The 22829-nt window shown below is 40.8% G+C and carries 24 protein-coding genes, 1 pseudogene and 1 riboswitch; of the genes and pseudogenes, 10 read left to right on the top strand and 15 right to left on the bottom strand.

Annotated elements, in window-relative coordinates; translation table 11 throughout:
• Nucleotides 1-366: a hypothetical protein gene (locus tag TES1_RS02905; RefSeq protein ID WP_042680039.1), complete on the top strand. Its 366-nt coding sequence runs from the start codon at nucleotides 1-3 to the stop codon at nucleotides 364-366.
• On the opposite strand, the gene taw22 is transcribed toward TES1_RS02905, so the two are convergent.
• The 9 genes from taw22 to TES1_RS10710 form a co-directional block, all read right to left on the bottom strand.
• Complete coding sequence (gene taw22 / locus TES1_RS02900; protein ID WP_042682675.1) at nucleotides 353-1363, bottom strand: tRNA (guanine(37)-N1)/4-demethylwyosine(37)-methyltransferase Taw22; 1011 nt, start codon at nucleotides 1361-1363, stop codon at nucleotides 353-355. The two genes, TES1_RS02905 and taw22, sit on opposite strands and share 14 nt — an antisense overlap.
• 135 nt (nucleotides 1364-1498) lie before the next feature.
• The gene (locus TES1_RS02895) at nucleotides 1499-3490 is read right to left on the bottom strand and encodes a CRISPR-associated helicase/endonuclease Cas3 (protein WP_042680037.1); all 1992 of its coding nucleotides are present in this window, start codon (nucleotides 3488-3490) and stop codon (nucleotides 1499-1501) included.
• A complete protein-coding gene (gene cas5b, locus TES1_RS02890) occupies nucleotides 3490-4314 on the bottom strand; it encodes a type I-B CRISPR-associated protein Cas5b (protein ID WP_042680035.1) in 825 nt (274 codons plus the stop codon). Before cas5b ends, TES1_RS02895 begins: the two co-directional genes overlap by 1 nt.
• Before the next feature lie 6 nt (nucleotides 4315-4320).
• Nucleotides 4321-5544, bottom strand: a complete 1224-nt coding sequence (gene cas7i / locus TES1_RS02885; protein ID WP_042680033.1) for a type I-B CRISPR-associated protein Cas7/Cst2/DevR — start codon at nucleotides 5542-5544, stop codon at nucleotides 4321-4323.
• On the bottom strand, nucleotides 5544-5846 hold the full coding sequence (locus TES1_RS02880) for a hypothetical protein (protein WP_042680031.1): 303 nt from the start codon (nucleotides 5844-5846) through the stop codon (nucleotides 5544-5546). The genes cas7i and TES1_RS02880 overlap by 1 nt, the downstream gene beginning before the upstream one ends.
• The gene (locus TES1_RS02875; RefSeq protein ID WP_042680030.1) at nucleotides 5812-7656 is read right to left on the bottom strand and encodes a hypothetical protein; all 1845 of its coding nucleotides are present in this window, start codon (nucleotides 7654-7656) and stop codon (nucleotides 5812-5814) included. Before TES1_RS02875 ends, TES1_RS02880 begins: the two co-directional genes overlap by 35 nt.
• A complete protein-coding gene (gene cas6, locus TES1_RS02870; RefSeq protein WP_042680029.1) occupies nucleotides 7634-8377 on the bottom strand; it encodes a CRISPR-associated endoribonuclease Cas6 in 744 nt (247 codons plus the stop codon). The genes TES1_RS02875 and cas6 overlap by 23 nt, the downstream gene beginning before the upstream one ends.
• Nucleotides 8378-8488: 111 nt before the next feature.
• On the bottom strand, nucleotides 8489-9139 hold the full coding sequence (locus tag TES1_RS02865; RefSeq protein ID WP_042680028.1) for a glycosyltransferase family 2 protein: 651 nt from the start codon (nucleotides 9137-9139) through the stop codon (nucleotides 8489-8491).
• Nucleotides 9054-10043 carry a zinc metalloprotease gene (locus TES1_RS10710; RefSeq protein ID WP_051408163.1) on the bottom strand — a complete coding sequence of 330 codons (990 nt, stop codon included), beginning with the start codon at nucleotides 10041-10043 and terminating at the stop codon, nucleotides 9054-9056. Before TES1_RS10710 ends, TES1_RS02865 begins: the two co-directional genes overlap by 86 nt.
• Nucleotides 10044-10109: 66 nt before the next feature.
• Nucleotides 10110-10185: riboswitch (Fluoride riboswitch) on the top strand.
• 35 nt (nucleotides 10186-10220) lie between these two features.
• On the opposite strand from TES1_RS10710, the gene TES1_RS02855 reads away from it, so the two are divergent.
• The 8 genes and pseudogenes from TES1_RS02855 (at nucleotide 10221) to TES1_RS02820 (ending at nucleotide 15550) form a co-directional block, all read left to right on the top strand.
• Nucleotides 10221-11075 (top strand): prenyltransferase/squalene oxidase repeat-containing protein, encoded by an 855-nt coding sequence (locus tag TES1_RS02855; RefSeq protein ID WP_042680027.1) that lies wholly within the window; start codon nucleotides 10221-10223, stop codon nucleotides 11073-11075.
• A 3-nt stretch (nucleotides 11076-11078) separates the two neighbouring features.
• Nucleotides 11079-11777 carry a DUF6062 family protein gene (locus tag TES1_RS02850; RefSeq protein ID WP_227738505.1) on the top strand — a complete coding sequence of 233 codons (699 nt, stop codon included), beginning with the start codon at nucleotides 11079-11081 and terminating at the stop codon, nucleotides 11775-11777.
• Nucleotides 11761-12081, top strand: coding sequence for a hypothetical protein (locus tag TES1_RS02845; RefSeq protein ID WP_042680024.1), 321 nt, complete (start codon nucleotides 11761-11763; stop codon nucleotides 12079-12081). Before TES1_RS02850 ends, TES1_RS02845 begins: the two co-directional genes overlap by 17 nt.
• Complete coding sequence (locus TES1_RS02840; protein ID WP_042680021.1) at nucleotides 12059-12484, top strand: hypothetical protein; 426 nt, start codon at nucleotides 12059-12061, stop codon at nucleotides 12482-12484. Before TES1_RS02845 ends, TES1_RS02840 begins: the two co-directional genes overlap by 23 nt.
• A 159-nt stretch (nucleotides 12485-12643) precedes the next feature.
• On the top strand, nucleotides 12644-13015 hold the full coding sequence (gene crcB, locus TES1_RS02835) for a fluoride efflux transporter CrcB (RefSeq protein ID WP_042680018.1): 372 nt from the start codon (nucleotides 12644-12646) through the stop codon (nucleotides 13013-13015).
• Nucleotides 13016-13019: 4 nt separating this feature from the next.
• The gene (locus tag TES1_RS02830; protein WP_042680016.1) at nucleotides 13020-13400 is read left to right on the top strand and encodes a DUF190 domain-containing protein; all 381 of its coding nucleotides are present in this window, start codon (nucleotides 13020-13022) and stop codon (nucleotides 13398-13400) included.
• Nucleotides 13401-13580: 180 nt separating this feature from the next.
• The gene (gene coaBC / locus TES1_RS02825) at nucleotides 13581-14795 is read left to right on the top strand and encodes a bifunctional phosphopantothenoylcysteine decarboxylase/phosphopantothenate--cysteine ligase CoaBC (RefSeq protein ID WP_042680014.1); all 1215 of its coding nucleotides are present in this window, start codon (nucleotides 13581-13583) and stop codon (nucleotides 14793-14795) included.
• Between the two features lie 76 nt (nucleotides 14796-14871).
• A pseudogene (locus TES1_RS02820) lies at nucleotides 14872-15550 on the top strand (aspartate/glutamate racemase family protein).
• A gap of 12 nt (nucleotides 15551-15562) precedes the next feature.
• Here the strand turns inward: TES1_RS02820 and TES1_RS02815 are convergent.
• Complete coding sequence (locus TES1_RS02815) at nucleotides 15563-16390, bottom strand: translation initiation factor eIF-2B alpha/beta/delta subunit family protein (protein ID WP_042680012.1); 828 nt, start codon at nucleotides 16388-16390, stop codon at nucleotides 15563-15565.
• A gap of 4 nt (nucleotides 16391-16394) precedes the next feature.
• A complete protein-coding gene (locus tag TES1_RS02810) occupies nucleotides 16395-17153 on the bottom strand; it encodes a molybdopterin-binding protein (RefSeq protein ID WP_042680010.1) in 759 nt (252 codons plus the stop codon).
• A 164-nt stretch (nucleotides 17154-17317) separates the two neighbouring features.
• Between TES1_RS02810 and TES1_RS02805 the strand changes: the two genes are divergently transcribed.
• Nucleotides 17318-18322 carry a phosphorylating glyceraldehyde-3-phosphate dehydrogenase gene (locus tag TES1_RS02805; protein WP_042680008.1) on the top strand — a complete coding sequence of 335 codons (1005 nt, stop codon included), beginning with the start codon at nucleotides 17318-17320 and terminating at the stop codon, nucleotides 18320-18322.
• A gap of 143 nt (nucleotides 18323-18465) precedes the next feature.
• Here TES1_RS02805 and TES1_RS02800 read toward each other — a convergent pair whose 3' ends face one another.
• The 4 genes from TES1_RS02800 to wtpA all read right to left on the bottom strand — a co-directional run bounded on the left by TES1_RS02800 (nucleotide 18466) and on the right by wtpA (nucleotide 22567).
• The gene (locus TES1_RS02800; protein WP_042682671.1) at nucleotides 18466-19569 is read right to left on the bottom strand and encodes an aromatic amino acid transport family protein; all 1104 of its coding nucleotides are present in this window, start codon (nucleotides 19567-19569) and stop codon (nucleotides 18466-18468) included.
• Between the two features lie 109 nt (nucleotides 19570-19678).
• Nucleotides 19679-20713, bottom strand: a complete 1035-nt coding sequence (gene wtpC / locus TES1_RS02795) for a tungstate ABC transporter ATP-binding protein WtpC (RefSeq protein WP_042680006.1) — start codon at nucleotides 20711-20713, stop codon at nucleotides 19679-19681.
• The gene (gene wtpB, locus TES1_RS02790) at nucleotides 20706-21452 is read right to left on the bottom strand and encodes a tungstate ABC transporter permease WtpB (protein WP_042680005.1); all 747 of its coding nucleotides are present in this window, start codon (nucleotides 21450-21452) and stop codon (nucleotides 20706-20708) included. Before wtpB ends, wtpC begins: the two co-directional genes overlap by 8 nt.
• A gap of 32 nt (nucleotides 21453-21484) precedes the next feature.
• Nucleotides 21485-22567, bottom strand: a complete 1083-nt coding sequence (gene wtpA, locus TES1_RS02785) for a tungstate ABC transporter substrate-binding protein WtpA (protein WP_042680004.1) — start codon at nucleotides 22565-22567, stop codon at nucleotides 21485-21487.
• Nucleotides 22568-22829: the final 262 nt, after the last annotated feature.

The raw sequence follows: 22829 nt of genomic DNA, 5'->3' as shown, positions 1-22829 counted from the left end.
ATGAATAAGCTCCAAAAGATTTCCCTTATCTGTGGAATCATCGAAATTCTTTTAGGAGCCGTAACCATTTATAGTGCTTATACTAATACAAGAGAAAATCCAGAGGATTTTGATGAGGCTGGAGGCACTTGGGGACAGATGATGGTCTTTTTAGGAGCTTTAACGCTGTTTTCTATACCGGCCTATGATAGCAAGTTTGTTGTTTTTGTAATCCTCGGCACTGCAGGGCTAATTGGGGGTATGTTCTTTTATCTTGTCATTCAGGAGTTGTTAAAGGGAAGAATCCCATATACACCTTTTGCAGCCCATGCACTGCTGTTTTTCCTCGCCATGTATGGCATCTTACTGAGCTTTAAAAAAGCTTAATATCGGCACAAACCTTGTAAACATGCGGTTTATAGTCCGCTATTTTCTTTATCCTCACTTCACACTGTTTTCCGAGCTTTTGGCATTCTTCCTCAATCCGTCTCTTAAACTCATCAAACTTATCTTCATGAACAAAGTCGTAGTAGTGGACCCACTTCTCAGCCTTGCTCAAGGCTAAATTTAGAGCATCAACTCCTTTTGGAGTTGGGCTTATCACCCTGTCAAAAGTCCCAAGCTTAGGAACAACTTTAAAAACATCTCCATAAATTACCTCAATTTTCCCCTTGAGTTTATCCTTATTGAGCTGAATATTTTCCAATCCAAGTCTTACTGCATCTTTGTTGAGCTCTATTGCAGTAATTTCAACGTTCTTAAAGCGGGCAATAACCAGTGCATAGGGCAAGACTCCAGCAAACATCAAAAGAATTCTCTCCCCATCTTGAACAAGCTGGGCTAATCTGTATCGCTCGCCTTTCATTCGTGGATTGAAGAAAACTTTGCCCAAGTCAACTTTGATTTTAACACCATTCTCTTTATGAACTGTGGTCAGCCTTTTCTCACCCCAAATTATCTCATATTCCCTTACTCTGAACTTTCCCTCATGAAATCCTTTTTTAGCAATCACCTTTATGAATGGGTGAACGATCAGAAGAGCCTCAATAATATCCTTTTGTCTGTGCTCAAGCTCCTTTGGTATTTGAATAACAGCTATGTCTCCTATTATGTCATATCTTCTTAAATATGCAAGATCTTCTTTTGTAAATTTTTCAGCCAGAACACTCTCAAGATTTTTATATATCTGCCTCTCAGGTCTAAACGGCAGTTCTACATCCACAACTTCAAATCCAAGTTCTTTGAGTTTTGGTGAGCTAACAACCGGTAAAAGAACAAAAGTCTCTTCGCGCTTGGGTCTTCTTTTCCCATCATATAGACCAAGTTTTTTCAAGATATTCTTAACTTTCTCTGCTTCATGCTTCTGAACTCTCACTGCTGGCATGTTCTTCCCTATCTTCTTTCTCATTTAAAGATTTTTTCACCTGTTATCATTGTGAACATTTGTTAACTACAAAGAAGGTCTTGGTTTTGGAATAGATGACTTTGGAAGCTATTAAATCTTGCAATTAAAAACTTCCTAGAAAAGGTTAATTCTTGAGAGCCGTGCATAGGCGGATTGACCTATCAAATGCCCAGCCCCTCTTTCAGGGGCAAGAAACTCGGGCTGTTTATAGACTCGTCCCCATCTCTGCACCTGGCTGTCTATAGGAGAAATCTCAGTTATCATGGCGTCGAAATCAAGGTCAACGGAGGCCTCAACCAGTTGTGTGCAGATTAAGACAACACGCTTGCCATTCTTCATAAGCTCCTTGATTTCTCTGATTCTATTATCCTTTACAAGCTCGATGAGCCTTGAATGGAGCAGGAATACTCTGTAGCCCCTATTTTCAAGGTCTCCCTTTAGCTCCTCAAATGCTCTCATAGCTTTCTTAACGTTGTTGAAAACTATCATGACACTCCCAAAGCCGTTCTTTTCGAACTCCTCCAGAACACTAAGAACTGTCTCCTTTCCTGTGAACTCCAGCTCTTTATTGTATTCAAACAGGCCTTTATCGATAATCTTTATCACGTGCCTCTTCCTATGAAGATTCTTTACATCAACGCCACTTTCGAGCACATCAACCGTTCTAAAGCTGAGCTCCTCGAAGAACTCCCGGTAATATGGCGGCAGGGTTGCAGTTGTTATGAGAACCTTAGCCCCTGCTTCCTTAAGGAGCCTCAGCGTCCTTATGAAAACTGCCGCCATTTCGGGTGTGTAAGCCTGAATCTCGTCAACAACAACAGCGGACTCTGGATATACCGATATAACCTTGTCGGAACCGTAGTAATTGAGAGACGTTAGGAACACTTGATCAGGAGTGGAGAGAATTACTGGGGCCGCCAAAAGTCTTGCAGAGGTAACTTTCTTCTCAACATCTATATCGTCCCCTGTTCCCTTAACGTACTCTATGAAGGCTGTTGAGTGTAGCAAATTCACGTGCTCTTTCTCGAAGTACTCCCTAGAGAGGCGAAGATAAAGATCGTTTAGGGCTACGCGTAGAGGTAAAGTATAGATGAGCTTTCCTCTGTTCTTGGCCCACAACACAGCCAGCTCTGTCTTTCCGGAGCCTGTTGGTGCAACAACTATTAGATAGTCATAATTGTACTTTGCTAAAACTTCCTCCTGCCAGAGTCTGTCAACACTTGCCTTCTCTCTCACCACTTGCTTAATTCTCTCTTCGATTCCGCTGAAGATCTTTCCGAGATTCTCAGCAGTTTCAATGTTAACATCGCCACTTGAAGCGTAATCACATCTCCTTAGCATGCCGAGGAAAATAAGGAAGTCTACTTCCATGCGTTCGGGCTCGTGCATAAAAGCGTATTCAGAGATGTCGTCTCCCCAGTTCTCTATCGCATCAAGTAGCTTCGAGAATCTTGAGAAGTCCATTTCATCATTCAGCTCTTCTAGAGCCTTTTGTATGAAGTCCTCATCAAATTGCTTCCCCAGTTCTGTGTAAAGAGCTCTGATAAAGACTTCAAGCTCTTCCCGCTTATTCACAAGAAATCTCAGATATTTCATCACGTCGGTCTTGTAGGAGAGCACAACATCGGCTAGGCTTTTCTCCTCCGAGAAGAACTCATTGTAGTGGTGTAGGAGAATAGCCGTCCGTATCTTGGCATCCCACTCAGAATTGCCGAGCAGTCCAACTGTCCAAATGATCGAGAGTATCTCATGCCTTACCTTTATCCCTCTTGTGTCCTTCATGAATTCTCCCAGTTCTTCCCAGTCCTCGTGACCGTAGAGCTTCTTCTGGAAGTCATAACTTATCTTGCCGAGGTCATGGAGTATCACGGCTTTTGCTAGAGCCTTAAAGAATTCCCTTCTGCCATCTTCATCTTTTAGGGGTTTATAGGAGAGGCTATTCATATCTGATACAAACTTATAAAGAGTGGCACATCTCTTAAGAGCCTCAATCACGTGGTCTCTAAGTAGATAAGCGGGAGCGTCACTACTTTTAGCTCTTATTAATTCTAAGAAAGGTGAATCCGTTCTGCTTGAAAGGTAGGTATCGAGAGTCCTCTGACTCATCACAACCACCCATAGTTAAGGAGAATTTTGAATGGCCTTAAGCCATCAACTTCAAATCTCTCAACCCAAACCTTCTCAGCCAACGTTACTATATAGTCAGCTCCTGCATAAAGAACGCTCTCAAAATAGACATCCCTTTCAGTGCTTGAAGAGATTTCAGCTTTGTGCATTATGGGTCTGCCATCGTTTCTGAAGAGCACCCTAACGGGAATTGAGTAAGCTGGGAATCTCTTGACCTTGAGTAACTCATTTGGAAGCCTGATGTATGTTGGATAAGTAAAGATGATTTCCTTAGCTTTGTATCGCTTGGCTGGCTCGACAAATTCTGCCCTTCTCACGAATATCACATCTTCGCTCCTGCCAAGGGAGAGGACTTTATCAGGAACTAGTAGAGCCTCCCTTATTTCTTCGAGCAAATTGACTGATCCCCTGAGGAAAATATAGAGCCAGCCGTTAAAGAGCTCCTGCTGATAGACTGGAGTACGCTGAGACTTTATTGGATAGTAATATAGTGGACGGTCTTGATTCCAGAGAATCGGCCGTCCTTTGAATCTAACAAGGCTTATACCATCCTTTGTGCCCTTGATTAATTGCTGATAGTTCCAGAATACACTTTCAAACCCTCCGTGAATACTGACTTTTAAGTTCCACCATGTATCTAAACCTCTCTCATTTCCGTACCAGTCGTTAAGAGCATTCTGGAGCATACCAATTATGGTCGATTTCGGTGGGAGTGGGTAAGTCTGGGCATAGTAAAAGGTAAAAGGGTTACGATACTGGGCAAAAGGCTGAAAAAGTTCGATGAATAGTGTTTTCTCTGACATAAGCCATCACTCGAGTTTGACTTCTATCATTGGATCTTTGAACACCTTCACCTCTGCGAAATCTTTTTCCTCATTGAAGAGCTTCTCTACTGCATCAAGAATGTCTTCTTCGTTGAGTTCTTGAGGAGTGTTCTTGATGCCATGTATCCTAAAGACTGGCTTTCTGCTCTTTGAGACTCTATGTTTCACTCTGAGTATTTTCTTGCCATTCTCCTCAACTTCCTCGATTTCGTCATATTCTTCTTCCGTGTATTCATCAAGAAGCTCAATTCTGTCCTTGAAAGTCTGATAAGGCTTGTTCTTGTATACACCGAGAACAAGAAGTCTTGGTCTCAGATCTTCTTCTCTACCCTTAATGGAGCGCTTGAGGTGGAGAACAGCCTTTAGGAGTTTCTTAAGGCGTTCTGCTCTAATATTGATCTCTGGGGAAGATAGCTCCTGGATTAAGTGATAAACAAGTACTGTTTTGTTGTCTCTGTCGAGGATTTTTTCTACTCTGGTTCTTATAATTGCGTTAACATGATTTCCTTGAGAATTTTTGATTCTCACAACTCTTTCTTTTGGAATAACATACTTGCTATTTATTCCTTCTTTCTTAGCCTTGTTTCCTGAAATTTCTAGAATGTAACTTTCATTGTTTTCGGTGACTTTTGCAGTCCAATCCTTGTCTTTAGCGCTTATGTAGACTTCATTCTTACAGAGGGCATCCACATCGACAACAATAGAGTATATGTAATATGTGAAGTGCTCTTCAATTGTAAAAATGTTAATGTCCATTTTCCCCTTTATTGGGAGTCTCCGCTTTGCGAGTCCAAGATTTCCGGCAAATTGAGTATCGTACTGAAACGGTGTTAACGAAATTGCATGGCTAAGCTTGGTTGGAGAAACTCGTGATGCTTGTGGAGTCAGCGAGGTTATTAAGTATCCAAAGAGATCAAATTCAGGATATAAAAGGATGTCTCCGTTGAATAATAAGTCCACTGCAGGCTGGATAACGGTCTTATCACCAGTTCCACTCTCTACAAATTTAGCTCCATCAGCAACCTCCCAAAGTCCAAGTTTCTGCCCAGTTTCAAGAAGGCTGTACCTCAACGCATACCTACTCACGAGAGTGTACTGCCTACCGTCCCAACGGGTTATCTTCTTGAGCTCTTGGTAGTTCCCACTTCCTTGATCGTAGTTCAAAGAACTCCCGTAAAAGACCACGTCCATAACCAAGAACCTTCCCATCATTCACCACCTCCTGCCATTATACCGAGCACGATGGAATACGAAACCTTTTCAAAATCAGACTCAGAAAGTGGAAAAGTTTCACCAAGTAACCTAGCCAGCTCCATTGCTTTGGGACTGTCCTTAGAGTGTGCGTTTAGAGCTCTAAGGAGGATCCAGAAAAACCTCCTCTGGTCGTTTGCCTTTATTGCATTCAGTAGATCAAAAACAAGTTTCTGCCTGTAGTTTTCTGAACCAGCCTTTCCCAAAACCTCAGAAGTAATATCCCTAATCTTCCGAACTTTCCATTCTGGAACCGGCATATGAACCCCCTCCAACAAGACCAACAAGGAGTGCAAGGGCAAAATCCTCCCAAGCTGGATCGTTTAGAAGAATTCTGTTGATAAGATAGCCCGTTAGATATTTGATAGTTTCTTTCTCTTTTGCCTTAGTTAAGGCTTTCAGAAGAATGTTCACAAAGGCGTTCCTGTTGTGCTTCCTCAGTGCCGAGAAGAGCGGATGAATGTATCTCTTCCTCTCTTCGCCGAGAGCCCTAGAGATGTTAAGCCTTGCAATATTCATTGCCTCATAAAACTCTCGAATGTCCTGAACGACTCTATCAGGGTTCTCAAAGATAGGCTTGAAGACTGGTTCAGGCTTTGCCCGTTCTTTCAGCTTTGCGTCAACAGCAAGAGCATAAAGGAGCGTTCTCAAACTTGCAATAGGGCCAGTCTTTATACTAGTCCAGAGGTGCATTTGAACGAGTGGATACAAGGGTTTTTGTTTAAGAAATTCTTCGAGGAGCCATTTCCGCTCATCCCCGACTCTTATAGATGTGTTCAGAGCATCCCTAATTGTGTCATCAAGAAGTATTGATGCGTGGAGCTTTGGAATGCCTATGTATTCGACTCCGATTAAGTCCTGTTGTTGAACCTTACGATACTGGACAAGGTACATATTCTCCAGAGCCCATTTCGATTTGTATTCCACAAGAATGTCAATAACAGCTTGCCATGTTATCTTGAACAGGTTGATGTTTTTGTTATCTTCTTTTGATGCCTGTTCTACAAACGTTTTGAGCCTTTTGTTGACATAGTACGTAAACTCAAGATCTCCACTATAGAAAAAGACGCGTCCAACAGAAGGTATAGAGGTGAATGCATTTAGGAAGTTAAGTAGGTAGACGAACAGATGTGGCAGTTGCTTCAGCAAAGGCGCTACTCTTAAGGGAGTATAGGAGATATTTGGGAACTCCGAATCCGATGGTAGGAACTTACTGAGCGTTTTGTCAATCTTAGATAAGTACTCTGAGTATTCAGCGTTTCCCTCAATTAGATTCCATGTGTCTTCAAGTTGCTCTAATATTCCCTTGCTGTAATTAAAAAACAGATAATTCTTATAGAAGCTACTATCTACAGGTATTCTAAAGAACCGAGATTTATCTGCCAGAACACCATGATCAACTCTAACCTTCTCCCAAAGGGTTTTGAGGTACTCTTTGAGTTCTTTGTGTATCTTTAAGGCTTCCTCTATCAATCTCAGGCAATCATCGGATTTTTCGTGGCGTTGCAATATTGTATCCTTCAGGAATTCGAGATCTTCAAGTGTAAACTTGTGTTTCTCCCCATCAAAAAATTTCTTCCGTTTCCCAAAAATTGATTGGATGTAGCTCTCGCATTTCTTAAGCTTATTAAGAGCCTCTTCTCGTCTTCTGATGAGTTCTCTATACTTTTCGTCATTGTACTCTGGCTTTAACTTTCCTTTTTTGTCTAATATTTCCTTCTCATGCATCTTTCCTAGCTTCCAAGTTATCCACTTGTCTTTGAATGCCTCAACAATAAAGTTCCACCAAACCTTCTCTAATAATCTCTTGCCTTTCTCGTTTGATTGTTCTATTTCTTTGAGGGCTTTTTTTATTAGATTTCTTTTCTCGGATCCCGACAACTTATAAAAATAAGCAAAAGGAAAATACCCATAATAAACCTTCCCTGGATCTTCTCTGAGCTTTTCCTGAAGCTTTGTCAAATCCCAGCCATAAACTTCTTCCATCAAATTCACAAATCCTAAAATCCCAGCATCAATGAACCAATTTCCAGTAAATCGAAGCGGTTCATCCATTTCTCCGCCTCCCATCAACCTTCACCATCCCAAAGCCAAGGGAGTTCTTCTCTCCAAAACCAGCCAAATAACCAGCTCTAATTAATTCATCATCCCCATATGCCCTGAACACCATGTGCCAAGCTCTCTGGAAGATCCTGGGCTTAACCTCAAACCGCTTGGGCTTTGCATTCAGTACTTCAATTTCAAAATCCTCTGGAGGCTTTTTGCCATAAATCAGGAGGTATTTCTGCTTGAGATTCTCTTTTAGATTCTCATAGAACTTTGGCTCCTTTGGGCCTAAGTCGTAATGCTTCAGCTTCCCAAACTGGGGTTTTAAGGTCGTGACTGCTATTGGAGAGAGCGTTGAGTATCTCTTTCCATTAAATGAAACTGGCTCTGGTAAGGCCTTAACAGTCTCAACATAAAACTTCTCATCCCAGAGTCTGACTTCCGGCTCCTGCAAAAGACCTCCTATGAAAGCCTCGGCTATCTCCGGAACAGCCGTGGAAAAGTAGAAAAACGCCTCTCCTCTGCCAATGAAGTATTCACTGTTGCTATTTATTTTATGCCGCTCTTTGGTCATGAAGAGCGAAAACGTGAAAAGTTTTGGAACCTTTGGTCTGTGCAGAGACAGACTCAAGTCAGGATTAGCACGCTGAATCCTTCTGTATATCAAGCCTTGCAGATAGTACAAATGGTTATATGGCACCTTAAATTCCAAATTCTCATTTTTGAGTCTTATTAAAAAACGCATCCTACCACCACAAAAATTTTTATAAAATATGTCACTTAATCGATATAAATTTTTCCTTAGGCAATAGTTTAAAAATTAGAACCCATTCAAATAATAAGACAAAACCCAAATCTAGTACTTAACTAGAGCTTTCAAAAATCTCACAATATCTTCAAACCTAAAATGACCAGTCTCAACGCCGTAAATCATTGAGACTGGGACTTCCTTCACTCTCGCACCCTTCTTCACGGCTTTTATCAAAACCTCAGTCTCAACTTCATACCTCTTGCTCTCAATCTCAGGTAAGAACTCTCTTTTTATTGCTCTAAATCCACTTTGAGTGTCTCTAACATTTATCCCAAGTTTTAAACGAATGAGAGAAGTTGTTATGAAATTGCTTATCTTCCTTATCAGTGGTCTCTCTCCCTGAGCTTTTATTAAGCGAGAACCAATGACAAAATCTGCCTCACCATTAACAATGGGTTCGACGAGCTTTATAATCTCTTCAGGCCTGTGCTGTCCGTCAGCATCAATAAATACAATTATATCCCCACTCGCCGCTTTAATGCCTTCGCTCATAGCTTTGCCCTTCCCTTGGTTTTGCTCCAGTCTAATGACCTTTACTCCAAATTTCCTTGCCACTTCACTAGTTCTATCTTTGCTCCCGTCATCAACTACAATGACTTCATCAACAAATTCAGGCATCCTCTGAAGGACTTTCCCTATTCTCTTTTCTTCGTTGTAAGCTGGTATTATCACGCTTATTTGCTTTCCATTCAACATTTCTTTTCAACTCCAAAAAGCATTTTGGACAGAAATCCGGAATTCTTGAATCCCATTCCTCAATAGTTGAGGGGGAGTTCATTACACAGTTCTCAGAACAGTGCTTTAATCCAAAAGCATGACCCAGTTCATGTAAAATAGCCTTAAAGAGCCTTTCAGAGAAAATCAGCTTGTTTTCGTGATAGAAGGGACTTGCAGAAACAACAATAATATTCAGTCCAGAAATTTGTTTTTGGATTCCCAAAAATTTCTCATAGAAGTCAAGATAGGGATTCCTTGTAACAAGAGGTAAACTCACAACGCCTATAACGGTGTCTGGAATGTCATCTTCATAAAAGTGCTCAAAAATTTCTTCTTTACGTTCCTTGTTCAAGCTTTCTGTTTCTTTTGTGTCACTTTCTCCAGTTTTAAGCTCTGCAGTTTCTTTTGTCAAGCTTTTGTCTTGTCCTTCTTCTTGTTTGTTTTCTTTCTCCCTGCTTTCTTTCAAAAGCTTCTTTCTATAGTACTTCTCATAAATCTCTGAAACCTCATGACGAGTTTTCACAAGCCATCCATAAAGGATGTCAATAATGCCTTCAAGGGGGTATGCTATCACCTTACCTTGGTCTGTCTCAATCGTGATTGTAAAGCCGGGCTTTAACTCCAAGACAATGTCTCTAACTGTTCCCATAAGCCTATCTTTATTCCCACCTATGTGAAAATTCTGCTCTGGCAGCTTTTTGGTCATTTGTTCTCCGTTCTCAACAATAACTTTAGAATTTTCAATTTTAACCACCGGAAAGTGAAAAATTAGACGAATAGGAAGTTTATTCTCGGCTAAATATCTATTAACCTCACTATATGCATTAAAAACAATGTCTCTATACTCATTGTTACCAATGTAGACAAACCATATCGTCCTCATGATTTCACCGATTTTTGGTTTTAATTTAAACAATGAACCAAAATCTTTAAATGTTTTCTCTCTCACGTTAACTCGGGCGATGGCGTCCGCCCGGGCTTCGAGCCCGAACCGCCCGCAAAGGGCTGATGACGCCTGTTCTAACCGCTAATTATTATAAAACATCTGGGAGGCGGTAGAATGGGCTCGAAGCTTTATGAACTTGGGAGATATGTGGATATTAATGCTGCCATTAATTACATCTCAAAGAGACGCCATGAGGATGGAGGCTACTGCTTCGTCTCACTCCTAAATGAAACCAACATAAATGACACATATTATGCCGTTAAAATTTACGATCTGCTCAATCTTGAAATTCCCGAGAAAGAAAAGACAATTGAATTCTTGAACAATTCAGCACAAGCTCACAGAGCTACAGTTGCTCTTGCAATGGCAAGCGAAGCTCTTGCAATCTTAGGAGCAGTGGATTTGGCATTGGAAAAGCTTCATTACATCTTCAAGAAGTACAACCCCCTTGAGGGACAGTTCTCTGTTGGACTAGGGGGTAGTGAAGAGTTTGGAGCAGCAACGCCTTTAGAATCAACTTATTGGGTTCTCAGAGCAGTTTCAATCTTAGGTTACAAGCTAGAAAATGAGATGAAAGAAAAAATTAGAGAGTTCATTGAAAGCTTTAGAAAAGGTAACGGCTATGGAGTTAACCAGCCAACAGTTACAATGACGTACCAAGCGCTCTACTCTCTAAACGCTCTGGGATACCCAATCCCAAAAACAAGGTTCTTTGAAGAGTGTGAAGTCTATGGGGGCTTTACAGAGGTGCCACTATCTCTACCACCGTATCTCGAACCAACGTTTTATGCGATAAGAGGTCTGAAGCTCCTTGGGAAAAAGCCAAGATACATAAAAGAACACATCAAGTTCATAAGAGCTCTCCAAAACCCCAACGGAGGATTTAGAAGATCATTAGAGATGGGAATCTCAAACTTCCAGAACACATACAGAGCATTGAGAGCTTTGAGCGACTTGCTCAGCTTCTGAGGAATGGCTATGGATTTGATTGGGATTTATTTAAGAGAGGCTATTCAAGAGTCCGGCTGTCCAGTGTGCAGGATACTCAAAAAGTACGAAGAGGACATAATCGGCCAGATACTTTATGAGCATGTCAACACTCCCAGCGTTAGAGAGAAGTTTGCAGAGAGCTTAGGCTTATGCACTTATCATGCATGGAAAATGAAGGAGATAGCATATTCAAACCCTCTCTACGGTGGGCTTGGAGTGGCGATTATTTACGAGCACATGCTTTCCATTTACATTAATTCCCTCAAAAGCGGGAAAAATCTCGAAGAGAAGAAGTGCTACCTTTGTGATTTAGTCGAGATAAAGGAGCAGCATACCATAGAAGCCCTAGCTGACAGACTCAGCGAGCTTATTGAAGAATATAAGGACTCAGAAGCCATTCTATGCAAAAAGCACTATGAAGAGCTGATATCTATCCTCAAAAAAAGAAATTCAGGACTAGCTGAAGAGCTGAGAAAAATTCAAATAGAAAAGCTTGAGAGAACTAAAGATCTAATGAGGGCTTTTATTGAAAAATTTGACTACCGGTCAAAAGAAGCTCCGACAGAAAGAGAAGCCACATCAGTGCTTAAAGCTATTGAGAGCCTTAAGGGTCTCCCATTGGAGGTTAATTTTGTAAAGAAACGAAAACAACGGAGGTTTTTCCTTGGAAATAGAGATTAGAGTCAGCTGTGAGGAATTCCACAAAATTAGGAAGGAAAAGCGAGAAATTCAGAAGAGGTTCAATTCCCTTGAAGAGCTTGAGAGAACTCTGGAGCTTCTCGAAATTAAGTATCTAGCTGAAAAGCGTGAGAGGCTGGAAAAGAAGCTCAAGGAAGTTGAAGCTCACTATAAAATGCTGTTAGAGTTCAACAAAAAAGCCAAGCGAGATAAAGAAAAAATGAAAAAACTTAGATTGCAACTCAGCCTGGAAAACAGAAAACTGAGAGAAGAGATGAAAGAATATGAAAATTGTAGTAAAGCCTGAAGTAGGTTGGAGAAAAGTCGTATTCCAAATTGATGACGAAACTTTTGAGAAGATTAAGAAGATTGCTGAAAAGCACGGGTTTAGGTTAGATGAAGCCCTCAAAATAATTCTTCTCGGAGAGTTTTTGAATGAAAACACCAACATGGACGTTAAAAAGCTGAGAGAGGAAGTGAGAAAGCTTGAAGAAAAGCTCTATGAGATTGAGGGCAAGTGGTCTCCGCTGAAGTTTGCTTCCTATGGAATAGCAATGGACAATCAGAATTTGGCAATCCAGCTTTCTGGACTTGTTGCGGAAAACAAAAGGCTTAGGAAGATGCTTGGGAAAAAAGAGAAAGACTACAGAGAAATTGAAAAGCTTATCCACTGCTATCTCCAATTCGAAAAAAGGGAAAGGAGTAAATGAGAGGGTAAAACATGTGAGAACTATGAAGTCTACACAACCAATAGACTGCTTGCAATAAAAATACTTGGCTATGCGTCGGAGAACAAAATGCTGGGAGGAAATGGTCTCAGCAAGAGAGTGGAGGAAATTGCGGAATACTACCTAAAGGTGGGTTGAAAAATGAACGCTAAGCTTATAGTTGCAATAGCCCTTGGAGGGGCAATGGGAGCGTTGACAAGATTCTACATATCCGGAATTCTGCCAGTCTACAAAGACTTCCCAGTAGGAACGCTTTTGGTGAACAGCATAGCGAGCTTTCTGCTCGGCTACTTTTATGGACTAATGTTCTTTGGCTATGATGTCTCATCAGCAACAAGGCTCTTCTTTGGCACGGGTTTCTGCGGCTCTTTAAGCACATTTTCAACATTTTCCTATGAGACTTTTGTCCTCTTAAGACAGAGAGAATACATCTTAGCTCTGATTAATATCTCCGCAAATATTGTTGTTACAATCAGCTTAGTGTTTTTAGGATTCATACTTGCAAGGAGGTGATTTTATGGTTGAAGTTGAGCACTGGAACACCTTGAGATTGAAGATATACATCGGAGAAAACGATACTTACAAAGGTAAGCCTCTCTACAAAGCGATTGTTGAGAAGCTAAGAGAGATGGGCATGGCTGGAGCAACGGTTTATAGGGGAATTCTGGGTTTTGGTAAGAAAAGCAAACTACACTCTGCCGATGTATTGAGGCTCTCAGCAGACATGCCAATAATAGTGGAAGTCGTGGATAGAGGTCATAAAATAGAAAAAGCAATTTGTGAAATAAAACCTATGATTAAGGACGGCATGATAACCATTGAGCCCGTCATAGTTGTATGGGTTGGAACTGAAGAAGAAATGAAAAAACTCGAAGATGACTCTGTCTTAAAACACTGAAGTACTAAAATGCTCAATAATTAAACGATCTCAAGTAAAAACAATCAATTATCTTAATCTCCTTTTTACCCTGAAGAAGGTTATTCACATCAGAAAAAAGCAAAATTTACGATTTTACTTTACTTTTCCACGAACCTTAACGTTATAAACACAAAGAATGATATCCCTTTGGTGAAAGTTATGCTCCATCATGTTAAGCTTATTTATGCAACCAAAAGCAGAAAACTCGTTGGTAAGAAAATTGTTCTTGCCATTCCCGGAAGCATAGCAGCAGTTGAGTGTGTTAAGCTCGCTAGAGAGTTAATAAGGCATGGAGCAGAGGTTCATGCTGTTATGAGCGAAAGTGCCCAGAAAATAATTCATCCCCATGCAATGGAGTTTGCAACTGGAAATCCTGTAGTTACTGAGATTACCGGGTTTATAGAGCATGTTGAATTGGTGGGGGAGCATGAGAATAAAGCAGATTTGGTCTTAGTGTGTCCAGCAACTGCAAACACAATTTCAAAGATAGCATGTGGGATTGATGATACTCCCGTAACAACAGTTGTAACAACTGCTTTTGCCCACACACCGATAATGATAGCCCCTGCTATGCATTCAAGCATGTATGAACATCCAATAGTGAAGGAGAATATAGAGAAGCTCAAAAAGCTTGGTGTCGAGTTTATAGGGCCAAAATTCGAAGAAGGCAAAGCAAAAGTTGCCAGCATTGACGAAATCGTTTACCGCGTTATTAAAAAGCTTCACAAGAAGGATTTGAAGGGTAAGCGAGTTTTGGTAACAGCAGGAGCTACAAGAGAATACATTGACCCAATAAGGTTCATCACAAACAAAAGTTCCGGAAAAATGGGTGTTGCTCTGGCGGAAGAGGCTGACTTCAGAGGAGCTGAGGTGACTTTAATCAAAACCAAGGGAAGTGTGCCAAGCTTTGTGGAAAATCAAATTGAAGTTGAAACCGTTGAAGAAATGTTACATGCAATAGAAAATGAGCTGATGAGCAAAAAATATGATATCGTAATTTTAGCTGCCGCTGTCAGCGATTTCAAGCCAAAAGAAAAGGCTGAAAAGAAGATAAAAAGCGGACAAACACTCATTTTGGAATTGGTTCCAACCCCAAAGATAATCCAAAGAGTAAAGGAGATACAGCCAGATGTGTTCTTGGTTGGATTTAAGGCCGAATATGGCGTTAGTGAGGAAGAGCTTATTGCCCAAGCAAGAAACCAGATTAAGAAAGCCAAAAGCGATGTTGTGATTGCCAACAAGGGTGAGATCGCTTTTGGCAGTGAGGAGAATGAGGTTTACTGGGTTACAAAAGACAAAGCTGAAAAACTTCCACGAATGAACAAGAGAGAACTAGCTGAAAAGATCTGGGACAAGATTGTCGAGATGCTTTAGCTTTTTGTTTTGTGAAGATTTTTTCATTAAAAAGTCTCATAAACTCCTTTTCCTAATTCTTCTTGGAGGTGAAAGTGTGAAAAAGATAGGAATAATCGGTGGAATGAGCCCAGAATCAACACTCTACTATTATAAAAAGTTCATTGAAATCTCAAGAGAAAAGTTTGAGCCATATTTTTATCCAGAGCTGATTGTTTACAGCATCAACTTCAAGGAGTTCAAAGACAATCCCGATGACTGGGAAGGGAGGAAAAGAATCCTAATAAACGCAGCAAAAGCTTTAGAGAGAGCTGGAGCTGAAGTGATTGGGATTGGAGCAAACACTCCCCATATGGTGTTTCTTGATGTTCAAAAAGCTGTAAACGTTGAGATGGTCAGCATAATTGATGCGGTTGCTGAGGAAGCTAAAAAAGAGGGCTGAGAAAGCTTCTTCTTTTAGGAACCAAAACTACAATGACAATGCCGTTCTACAAGGAAGCTCTCAAAGAGAAGGGCTTCGATGTAATAGTGCCAAATGAAGATGAGATTGAGGAAATAAACAGAATACTCTTCGAAGAGTTCACATTTGGAAACTTCAAAATCAAATCCTATTTCTTAGATGTCATAGAAAAGTATACGAATGAACAAGGGATCGAAGGTGTTGTATTAGGATGCACAGAGCTTCCTTTGACTATAAAGCCGAGAGATATCAGTGCTGACGTTCTCGATACGCGGAAATTCACGTTAGGACATTGATTGAAAAAGCTTTGGAGTGATTTTTTCTCTTTTTAAACTTCCTTGGGAGGTACCAAAATCCCAAGCTCGGTAATAATCCCTCTCACATACTTCCAAGGGGTTACATCAAAGAGATAGTTCCTTATCAGAAAGTGGTTTCTCTTGAATTTTCTTTCCACAATTTCAACTTCATCAGCCTTAAGCTCCGGATGGATCTTGAAGCTCTCAGCCGCAACGTAAAAAGGAACGCCGTTATCATGACATGCTAATGCCAAAAGATACGTGCCGGCTTTGTTTATCACGCAACCATCTCTAGTTATGTTATCAGCTCCGACCAATGCCAAAGTTGCCTTTTTTGCAAAGAGTCCAAGCTGGGAATCAGTGATGACCTCAAAGGGAACCTCAAGTTTCTCAAGCTCTTTAGCTAAAGCCAAGCCCTCATAATCCGGAACACTCTCTGTGAGAATTACCTTAAAGTGCTTACCCTTCATCTTTGCTGCTTTTAAAATCTCAAAAACTGTTGAAGAGAAGGAGTGTGTGATTATTATGTCGTTTTCATCAATCAGTTCACTTCCGATATTGCCGATTTCCCTTTTTGCTTCTTCACTAAGCTTTATGAACTCCTCGGCTTTTGCTTTAACAAACTCTGGATTGTCTGTCAAAGGAATAAAACGAATCAAGTTGTAGAGAGAAGCCATGGTCGGGTTAACCCCTATTATCTCAGTTCTCATCTCCTTTAAAGTCTCAAAAAGATCTTCTCCGGTCAAAAGCTCAGCAAGCTTCAGGTAAGCTTCGGCACCTCTTTTGGCTAAGTAGCTTGCCCCTCGAATTCGCTCGGCTTTCATCTCGTCGATGATTGCTTGAACTTCTTGGGGAAGCATGAAATCACCAGCCCTCTTCAAATCTTATCCCTTTTTCCTCCATGAACTTTTTAGCCTTTTCTATGATTTCTCCATCTTCCCCAAAGAGAATTATACCAATATATTTTCCAAAGCCCTTTGGAGAAGAGTGAATCCTCACGGGAAACTTCTCGAGGGTTTCATTCAAAATTGGGGCGAGCTTTGACTCATCTGTGATTTCTGCCAATAGCTTTCTCTGAACGAATTTTCTCTCACCAAGCTTTGGAAGAACTTCGTTTTCAAGCATGGCCTTCATTTCCCTTGGCATTCCTGGGAGAACAAAGATTTTAACACCCTCATGTTCGATGTAAGCTCCTGGGGCAGCACCAACTGTATTTTTCAAAGGTTCAACACCCTCCGGAAGGTATGCCATCTTTTTTCTAGCCTCGTTTAAGTTTGGATCATCAATGAGACCTTTCTCATAAAGCTCACGGTAGAATTCCTCAATTCTCTTTAAACAGTCTTCCCTCAAAACGAGCTTTTTGCCTAAAGCTTCTGCCACGGCAAGCATAGTGACATCATCATGTGTTGGCCCCAATCCCCCAGAAATAATCAACACAGAAGGCTTTCTTGAGAGTATCTCTCTAACTACAGCTTTTATCTCCTCAACATCATCTCCCACAGTCGTTTTTCTCCTCACCCAGTAGCCTTTCTCTGTTAATTTTTGAGCAATGTAAGCGGAGTTGCTGTCAACGGTGTGGCCAGTTAAGAGTTCGTCTCCGATTGTAAGAATTTCAGCAAACACTTGCATCACCCATAGACCTCTTTAGTACTCGGTCTTTTTGGAGTTTTCCATCATTTGATAGACCGAATGTTCGTTCCACATATCAAACGGTTTTTTCATAACACCTCCAGTGAAAGCAATGTTTAAGTATCAACTTGTTAAAATAATCTCTGGAGGTGGTTTCTGTGAAAGTTAAGGTGGGAATTAATGGTTACGGGACAATAGGGAAAAGAGTAGCTTACGCTGTCACAAAGCAAGATGATATGACACTTATAGGTGTAACAAAGACAAAGCCAGACTTCGAAGCTTACAGGGCAGAGGAGCTCGGCATTCCAGTATATGCAGCATCAGAGGAATTTCTGCCAAGATTTGAAAAGGTTGGTTTTGAAGTTGCTGGAACTTTAGAAGATTTGCTCCAGAAAGTTGACGTTATCGTTGATGCGACTCCAGGGGGAATGGGAGCAAAGAATAGGCCAATTTATGAAAAGTATGGAGTTAAAGCAGTGTTTCAAGGCGGAGAAAAAGCTGATGTTGCAGAAGTTTCATTTGTTGCTCAGGCAAATTATGAGAAAGCCCTTGGAAAGAGCTACGTTAGAGTGGTTTCGTGCAACACAACCGGATTAACAAGGACGCTAAGTGCGATTCAAGAGTACATTGACTATGTTTACGCTGTGATGATCAGAAGAGCCGCTGATCCAAATGACATTAAGAGAGGCCCAATCAACGCAATAAAGCCAACCGTTGAAGTTCCATCTCATCACGGCCCCGATGTCCAAACAGTTATTCCAATAAACATTGAGACAACAGCTTTTGTTGTGCCAACTACAATAATGCATGTCCACTCAATAATGATCGAGCTGAAGAAACCAATTATGAGGGAGGATGTAATTGATATCTTTGAGAACACCACGAGGGTTCTGCTGTTTGAGAAAGAGAAAGGATTTGACAGCACTGCCCAGCTGATAGAGTTTGCAAGAGACTTACATAGAGAGTGGAACAACCTCTATGAGATTGCCGTTTGGAAGGAGAGCATAAATGTCAAGGGCAACAGGCTGTTCTACATTCAGGCAGTTCATCAGGAGAGCGACGTTGTGCCAGAGAACATTGACGCAATCAGAGCAATGTTTGAGCTTGCAGACAAGTGGGAGAGCATAGAGAAGACCAACAAGAGCTTAGGAATTTTGAAGTGAAGCAAACTTTGCACAGCAAAGTTTAGTCAAAAGTTCCTTAAGTGCTTAAGTTTCCCTTTTTTCTTTGAACATTTTCCAATTCACAAAAAATTCTCGCAAGAATGATTCTCATGAGAATCATTAAGCAAACAAAAAGATTAGGATTAAGCAGACAAAATCGAGTAAATGAACACCAAAAAGAACACCAAACCTGAAAGATAAGCAAACCCGTGATGTATTGGAAGATGCAGCTTTCTGTGAATCTTTTTCGCTTTTATATACATCATTGTCGGCAGAATGCCCGCATAGAGTAAGCCACCAAAGGTTCCAGCCATCCAGAGAGCGTTGACGAAGCTGTTTAGCCCAGCAAAGTATATGAACAGAGGTGGAAGAACTGTTAAAAGCCATGCATGTGACTTTTTAATGCCAAATATCTCTTTCATGTTGTCCATCTGAGCTAAACCAATCCCAATGTAGCTCGTGCTTATTGCTGCTAATGGGAGAACTAAGCCCAGAACTTTGCCTAATCTACCGTAGAGCTGCTCAAGGGCTGAGGTGGCTAACTCTGGAGTCTTTGGCCCAAAAGCACCAACAAATGCAAGCACGAAGAAAGCATAAAACACCATTGGAACAACATATCCAATCAGAACAGCCCTTGTGGTCTTCTTCACATCTCCCAAACCTTTTAGCATCTCCGGAACAACCATATGGCTCACATAGGCAAATACAGCAACACCAATGCCATTTGTTATAGCTGAATAATCAATCTTCGTTAAGTTTGAGACATTAGCTTTGGGAATAACAAGTGCTATCGCAAGGGTTAGAGCACCTAGTAAAAGGAAATTCAGTAAAAGCTCCGCTTCACCTGAAGCTTTCAAGCCAAGAAAGACTATTAAGCTCATTACAAACCAGAATATCAAAGCCCCAGCTTTTTCATTAATACCGACAAGAGAAGAGAGAATGTCCCCACTGCCAGCTATGTAAGCTATCAAAGCTCCATAACTCAGAACAGAGATGCTTAGAAACATTAAATATCCACCAGCTTTTCCTAAATAAACCTCTGCAATCTTGGAGAGTGTTCCATCGTTGTGAACAGCTAAATCGAGAACAAACAGCGCTGTAAGCAATGTTAACAAACCCGTTGCAATAACAATGATAATCCCCAAAAGTCCGGTATCCTTTAGAGCATAAGGCAAACCCAAAACTCCTGCTCCAATTTGAGTTCCGATCAAGATTGCACTTGCCTCTGCCAAGCTCAGCTTCTTCATTTCAGCACCACCAAAATTCATGAACAAAAATTCACCTTTAAAATCTTGCTATATGTAAAGTTAAGGCCATCAAATGGCAAAGAAATGCACCAACAGACACATGGATGCATTAAAATACATGGATTGCCGTTGCTTTAAAGCTTACATAAACTTCTTTTCCTTCCTTAATCCCCATTTCAATCAAAGAAGAACGGGTTATAAAGGCTTTAAGCTCAATTCCACCAATATCAAGGGTTAATCTAATCAGAGAACCCAGATCCTCAATTGCCAAAACCTTTGCTTTAAATTCATTCCTTGCAGAGGTCTTTATGGGTTCATTAGATATGATTATGTCCTCAGGCCTTATACCAATTCTAACCTTTCCTTTAGCCTCTGTCGGCAGTTCAATTAGAATTCCATTTGCTTTCAAAATTCTTCCCTCTGCAATACCATCAATTATGTTTTCAAAGCCAAGAAATCTCGCGACTTCTTCATTCTTTGGTTTTCCAAACACTTCTCTGACTTCTCCTGTTTGAATCAACTTTCCATTCAGCATTACTCCAACTCTGTCTCCTAAGCTCACAGCTTCCTCAAAAGAATGAGTCACATGTAGAGCTGTAAAGTTGAGCTCCTTACGCCAGCGCTTCATCTCTTGAATGAGCTTAGCTCTGGTTTGGACATCGAGATTTGCAAAAGGTTCATCTAAGAGAAGAAGCTTTGGCTCTAAAACCAAAGCTCTTGCAATGGCAACTCTCTGAGCCTCACCGCCGCTTAGTGTTTTTGGCTTTCTATGTAAAAGATGAGAAATTCCGAGGATTTCTGCAATTTCTTTAACCTTTTTCTCAATCTCTACTTTGGAAATTTTTCTTAGTTTTAATCCGTAAGCAATATTGTCGTAGACTCTCATATGGGGGAAGAGTGCATAATTTTGAGGAATATATGCAAGATCCCTCTTTTCTGGAGGTAAGAAAGTTATGTCCTCATCGTTCATGAAAATCCTCCCAGAATCTGGGATGAAAATTCCAGCGATAACTTCAAGAAGAAGAGTTTTTCCTGCACCACTTGGACCCAGAATTATGAAATACTCTCCTTTATTGACTTCAAAGCTTATGTTTCTGAGCTTAAACTCTTTCCAGTCTTTGCTTACATTTTCAACCCTAAGCATTTCTCGACCTCCCCACGAGCCATCTCAAAATAACGAATATGCCTAGGCTCAGCAGTATTAGAATCACAGAAATTGGCCTTGAAGCTCTTAGTCCATAGTTGTTAAAGTACTCCATAACTAAAACCTGAGCAGTTTTTGGATAATAAGCAACAATTAAAATAGCTCCAACCTCGCTTATTGCCCTTGCCCATGTCATTATGGCACCGCTGAATATTGATGGCAAAGCTAGGGGCAAGCTAACTGTAAAGAATGCTTTAAGCTTTGAGGCCCCTAAAGTTCTTGCTACATGCTCCAGTTTTTCATCAACAGCTAAAAATCCATCACGAGCAGCATTAATTGTGAATGGTGCAGAAACAAAGAGCATCACCATAATTATCCCTAAATAGCTGTCGAGAATTCTATTTGAAAAAGTCACGAGGAGCATTATACCAACGACAGAGTGGGGAATTACAATTGGAATATCAACAACAGCTTGAACGAAGCTCTTGCCCCTGAAATCTTTTCTCGCAAGGATGTAGCCGAGGGGGACACCGAAGAGAAGGGAAATCAGCATGGTTGCCGTTGAGGTTAGGAGAGAGTTTTTAAGAGAATCTAAAACAAGTTCATCGTGGAGGGCTTTTACAAGCATCCCCCAGTCGAAGAGCTGCTTGCTTATGATAACCACTAATGGCAGAAGAATATACAGCACAAGGAACGTTCCAATCAGAGCAAAGAATGCTGTTACATAGTCACGCTTCATATCTTCACCTCTGAAAAGGAAAAATAAAAAGGTTAGCCTTCAATCTTCACCTCATCTTTAATCTCATCAGGAACATTTCCAAATGCCACTGGTGGCCATATGAAGTCCTGATAATTCTCTGCGAAGATTTCCTTGCCTTTCTCGCTCAGCATGAAGCGGAGGTACTGCAGTGCAAGCTCTCTGTTGGGAGCATCTTTGAGAACAGTGACACCATAGACAATTGGCTTCGCTTTAATGGTCTTTCCTGTTGAGCCTAAAGTTATACTGACTTGTCCATAATGGTCAGCCAAAGTGAAGTCCTTCAGGTTTATCTCCTTTGGCAACTCAATGAACTTAAGGTGATGCTGCATTGCGACACTCTTGTAGATGAAGTAATAGTCAAGAGAACCGGACTCAACTAAACCTGTCAGATCAGTCTCCTTTGGTCTTATGACAACTTTATCATTCTTAACCTGTATTTCCTTGGGAGCAATTACATGATTGCCTTCTGCGTAGATGTTTGTGTTCTTCTCAACAAGCGTTTCAAATATCGGCTTTCCATAATAGAGGTCTGCCAATTTCATGACCATTACACTTCTGTATCCACAGGGATCTTGGTTGGGATCGCTGAAGCCAAACTTAACATCTGGCCTTGCCAAGATTTCGTACCAGTTGTCTGAGTTGATTTCATCAGCATATTTACTCTTGTCTGTGAACGCAATGACTATCTCATTTGTTGCGAAGAGGACGTAAAAATCAGTGTAATTTGGAACTAAGAGCTGAGGTATCAGTGTATAATCAGCAACGGCCACTATATCAGCTGTTTTGTGCAGATCTGTAACTTTTCTAACGGCCATGACGCTTCCACTTGCTTCTGCTTGAATTTCAACATCATAGCCAAGCTGTTCCTTAGCATATTCCTTGAAAGCTTCGCTGACGTCTTTAAGTGGCTCACTCAGAGAACCAGCGTGGAAAATCTTTAAAGTTGCTTTTTTGAGCTCTGTTTGTGTTGCTGATGGAGAGGCTTTTTCACTTGTTCCAGTATCTTTGACTTCATTTCCACCTATGCAACCACTTGCAATAACAATCCCTATAATCAGAACTCCAAGTGTGATTAAAACTAACAGCCTTCTCATAGTACCACCATAAAATACCCAGCCTTGGGTAATTTAAACATTTCGGACAAACAAAATAGTTTAGGTAAATACTTATGTTTAACATAATTAAGGGACTCCAAATTCAAGGAATCTAATCTGTCAATTAAGCAAGCGTATCGTAGCTCTTGTGATCAAAGTTTCAGAAGTTTTGGAAAGAGGAAAATTAAGGTTTGAGAGAAGAACTCCTAAAGTTTTTCAATCTTTTTCAATATTGATTTAAAATTATGCGCTTTTTTATTAT

The organism is Thermococcus paralvinellae (assembly GCF_000517445.1).
GTDB classification, from domain to species: Archaea; Methanobacteriota_B; Thermococci; order Thermococcales; family Thermococcaceae; genus Thermococcus_B; species Thermococcus_B paralvinellae.
The sequence above is the reverse complement of the archived record's forward strand: the minus strand, read 5'-3'. Positions and strand labels throughout refer to the sequence as shown.

What these genes read in the sequence shown, in the direction of transcription:
- wtpC (WP_042680006.1), bottom strand. Translation starts at nt 20,713, where the DNA reads ATGCTTAGGGTTGAAAATGTAAGCAAAGACTGGAAAGAGTTTAAGCTC.
- taw22 (WP_042682675.1), bottom strand. Translation starts at nt 1,363, where the DNA reads ATGCCAGCAGTGAGAGTTCAGAAGCATGAAGCAGAGAAAGTTAAGAAT.
- TES1_RS10710 (WP_051408163.1), bottom strand. Translation starts at nt 10,043, where the DNA reads ATGAGGACGATATGGTTTGTCTACATTGGTAACAATGAGTATAGAGAC.
- TES1_RS02875 (WP_042680030.1), bottom strand. Translation starts at nt 7,656, where the DNA reads ATGGGAGGCGGAGAAATGGATGAACCGCTTCGATTTACTGGAAATTGG.
- TES1_RS02865 (WP_042680028.1), bottom strand. Translation starts at nt 9,139, where the DNA reads ATGTTGAATGGAAAGCAAATAAGCGTGATAATACCAGCTTACAACGAA.
- wtpB (WP_042680005.1), bottom strand. Translation starts at nt 21,452, where the DNA reads ATGAAGCGTGACTATGTAACAGCATTCTTTGCTCTGATTGGAACGTTC.
- TES1_RS02895 (WP_042680037.1), bottom strand. Translation starts at nt 3,490, where the DNA reads ATGAGTCAGAGGACTCTCGATACCTACCTTTCAAGCAGAACGGATTCA.
- TES1_RS02850 (WP_227738505.1), top strand. Translation starts at nt 11,079, where the DNA reads ATGGCTATGGATTTGATTGGGATTTATTTAAGAGAGGCTATTCAAGAG.
- TES1_RS02855 (WP_042680027.1), top strand. Translation starts at nt 10,221, where the DNA reads ATGGGCTCGAAGCTTTATGAACTTGGGAGATATGTGGATATTAATGCT.
- TES1_RS02880 (WP_042680031.1), bottom strand. Translation starts at nt 5,846, where the DNA reads ATGCCGGTTCCAGAATGGAAAGTTCGGAAGATTAGGGATATTACTTCT.
- wtpA (WP_042680004.1), bottom strand. Translation starts at nt 22,567, where the DNA reads ATGAGAAGGCTGTTAGTTTTAATCACACTTGGAGTTCTGATTATAGGG.
- coaBC (WP_042680014.1), top strand. Translation starts at nt 13,581, where the DNA reads ATGCTCCATCATGTTAAGCTTATTTATGCAACCAAAAGCAGAAAACTC.
- TES1_RS02830 (WP_042680016.1), top strand. Translation starts at nt 13,020, where the DNA reads ATGGTTGAAGTTGAGCACTGGAACACCTTGAGATTGAAGATATACATC.
- TES1_RS02800 (WP_042682671.1), bottom strand. Translation starts at nt 19,569, where the DNA reads ATGAAGAAGCTGAGCTTGGCAGAGGCAAGTGCAATCTTGATCGGAACT.
- cas7i (WP_042680033.1), bottom strand. Translation starts at nt 5,544, where the DNA reads ATGGGAAGGTTCTTGGTTATGGACGTGGTCTTTTACGGGAGTTCTTTG.
- cas6 (WP_042680029.1), bottom strand. Translation starts at nt 8,377, where the DNA reads ATGCGTTTTTTAATAAGACTCAAAAATGAGAATTTGGAATTTAAGGTG.
- crcB (WP_042680018.1), top strand. Translation starts at nt 12,644, where the DNA reads ATGAACGCTAAGCTTATAGTTGCAATAGCCCTTGGAGGGGCAATGGGA.
- TES1_RS02815 (WP_042680012.1), bottom strand. Translation starts at nt 16,390, where the DNA reads ATGCTTCCCCAAGAAGTTCAAGCAATCATCGACGAGATGAAAGCCGAG.
- TES1_RS02905 (WP_042680039.1), top strand. Translation starts at nt 1, where the DNA reads ATGAATAAGCTCCAAAAGATTTCCCTTATCTGTGGAATCATCGAAATT.
- TES1_RS02840 (WP_042680021.1), top strand. Translation starts at nt 12,059, where the DNA reads ATGAAAATTGTAGTAAAGCCTGAAGTAGGTTGGAGAAAAGTCGTATTC.
- cas5b (WP_042680035.1), bottom strand. Translation starts at nt 4,314, where the DNA reads ATGTCAGAGAAAACACTATTCATCGAACTTTTTCAGCCTTTTGCCCAG.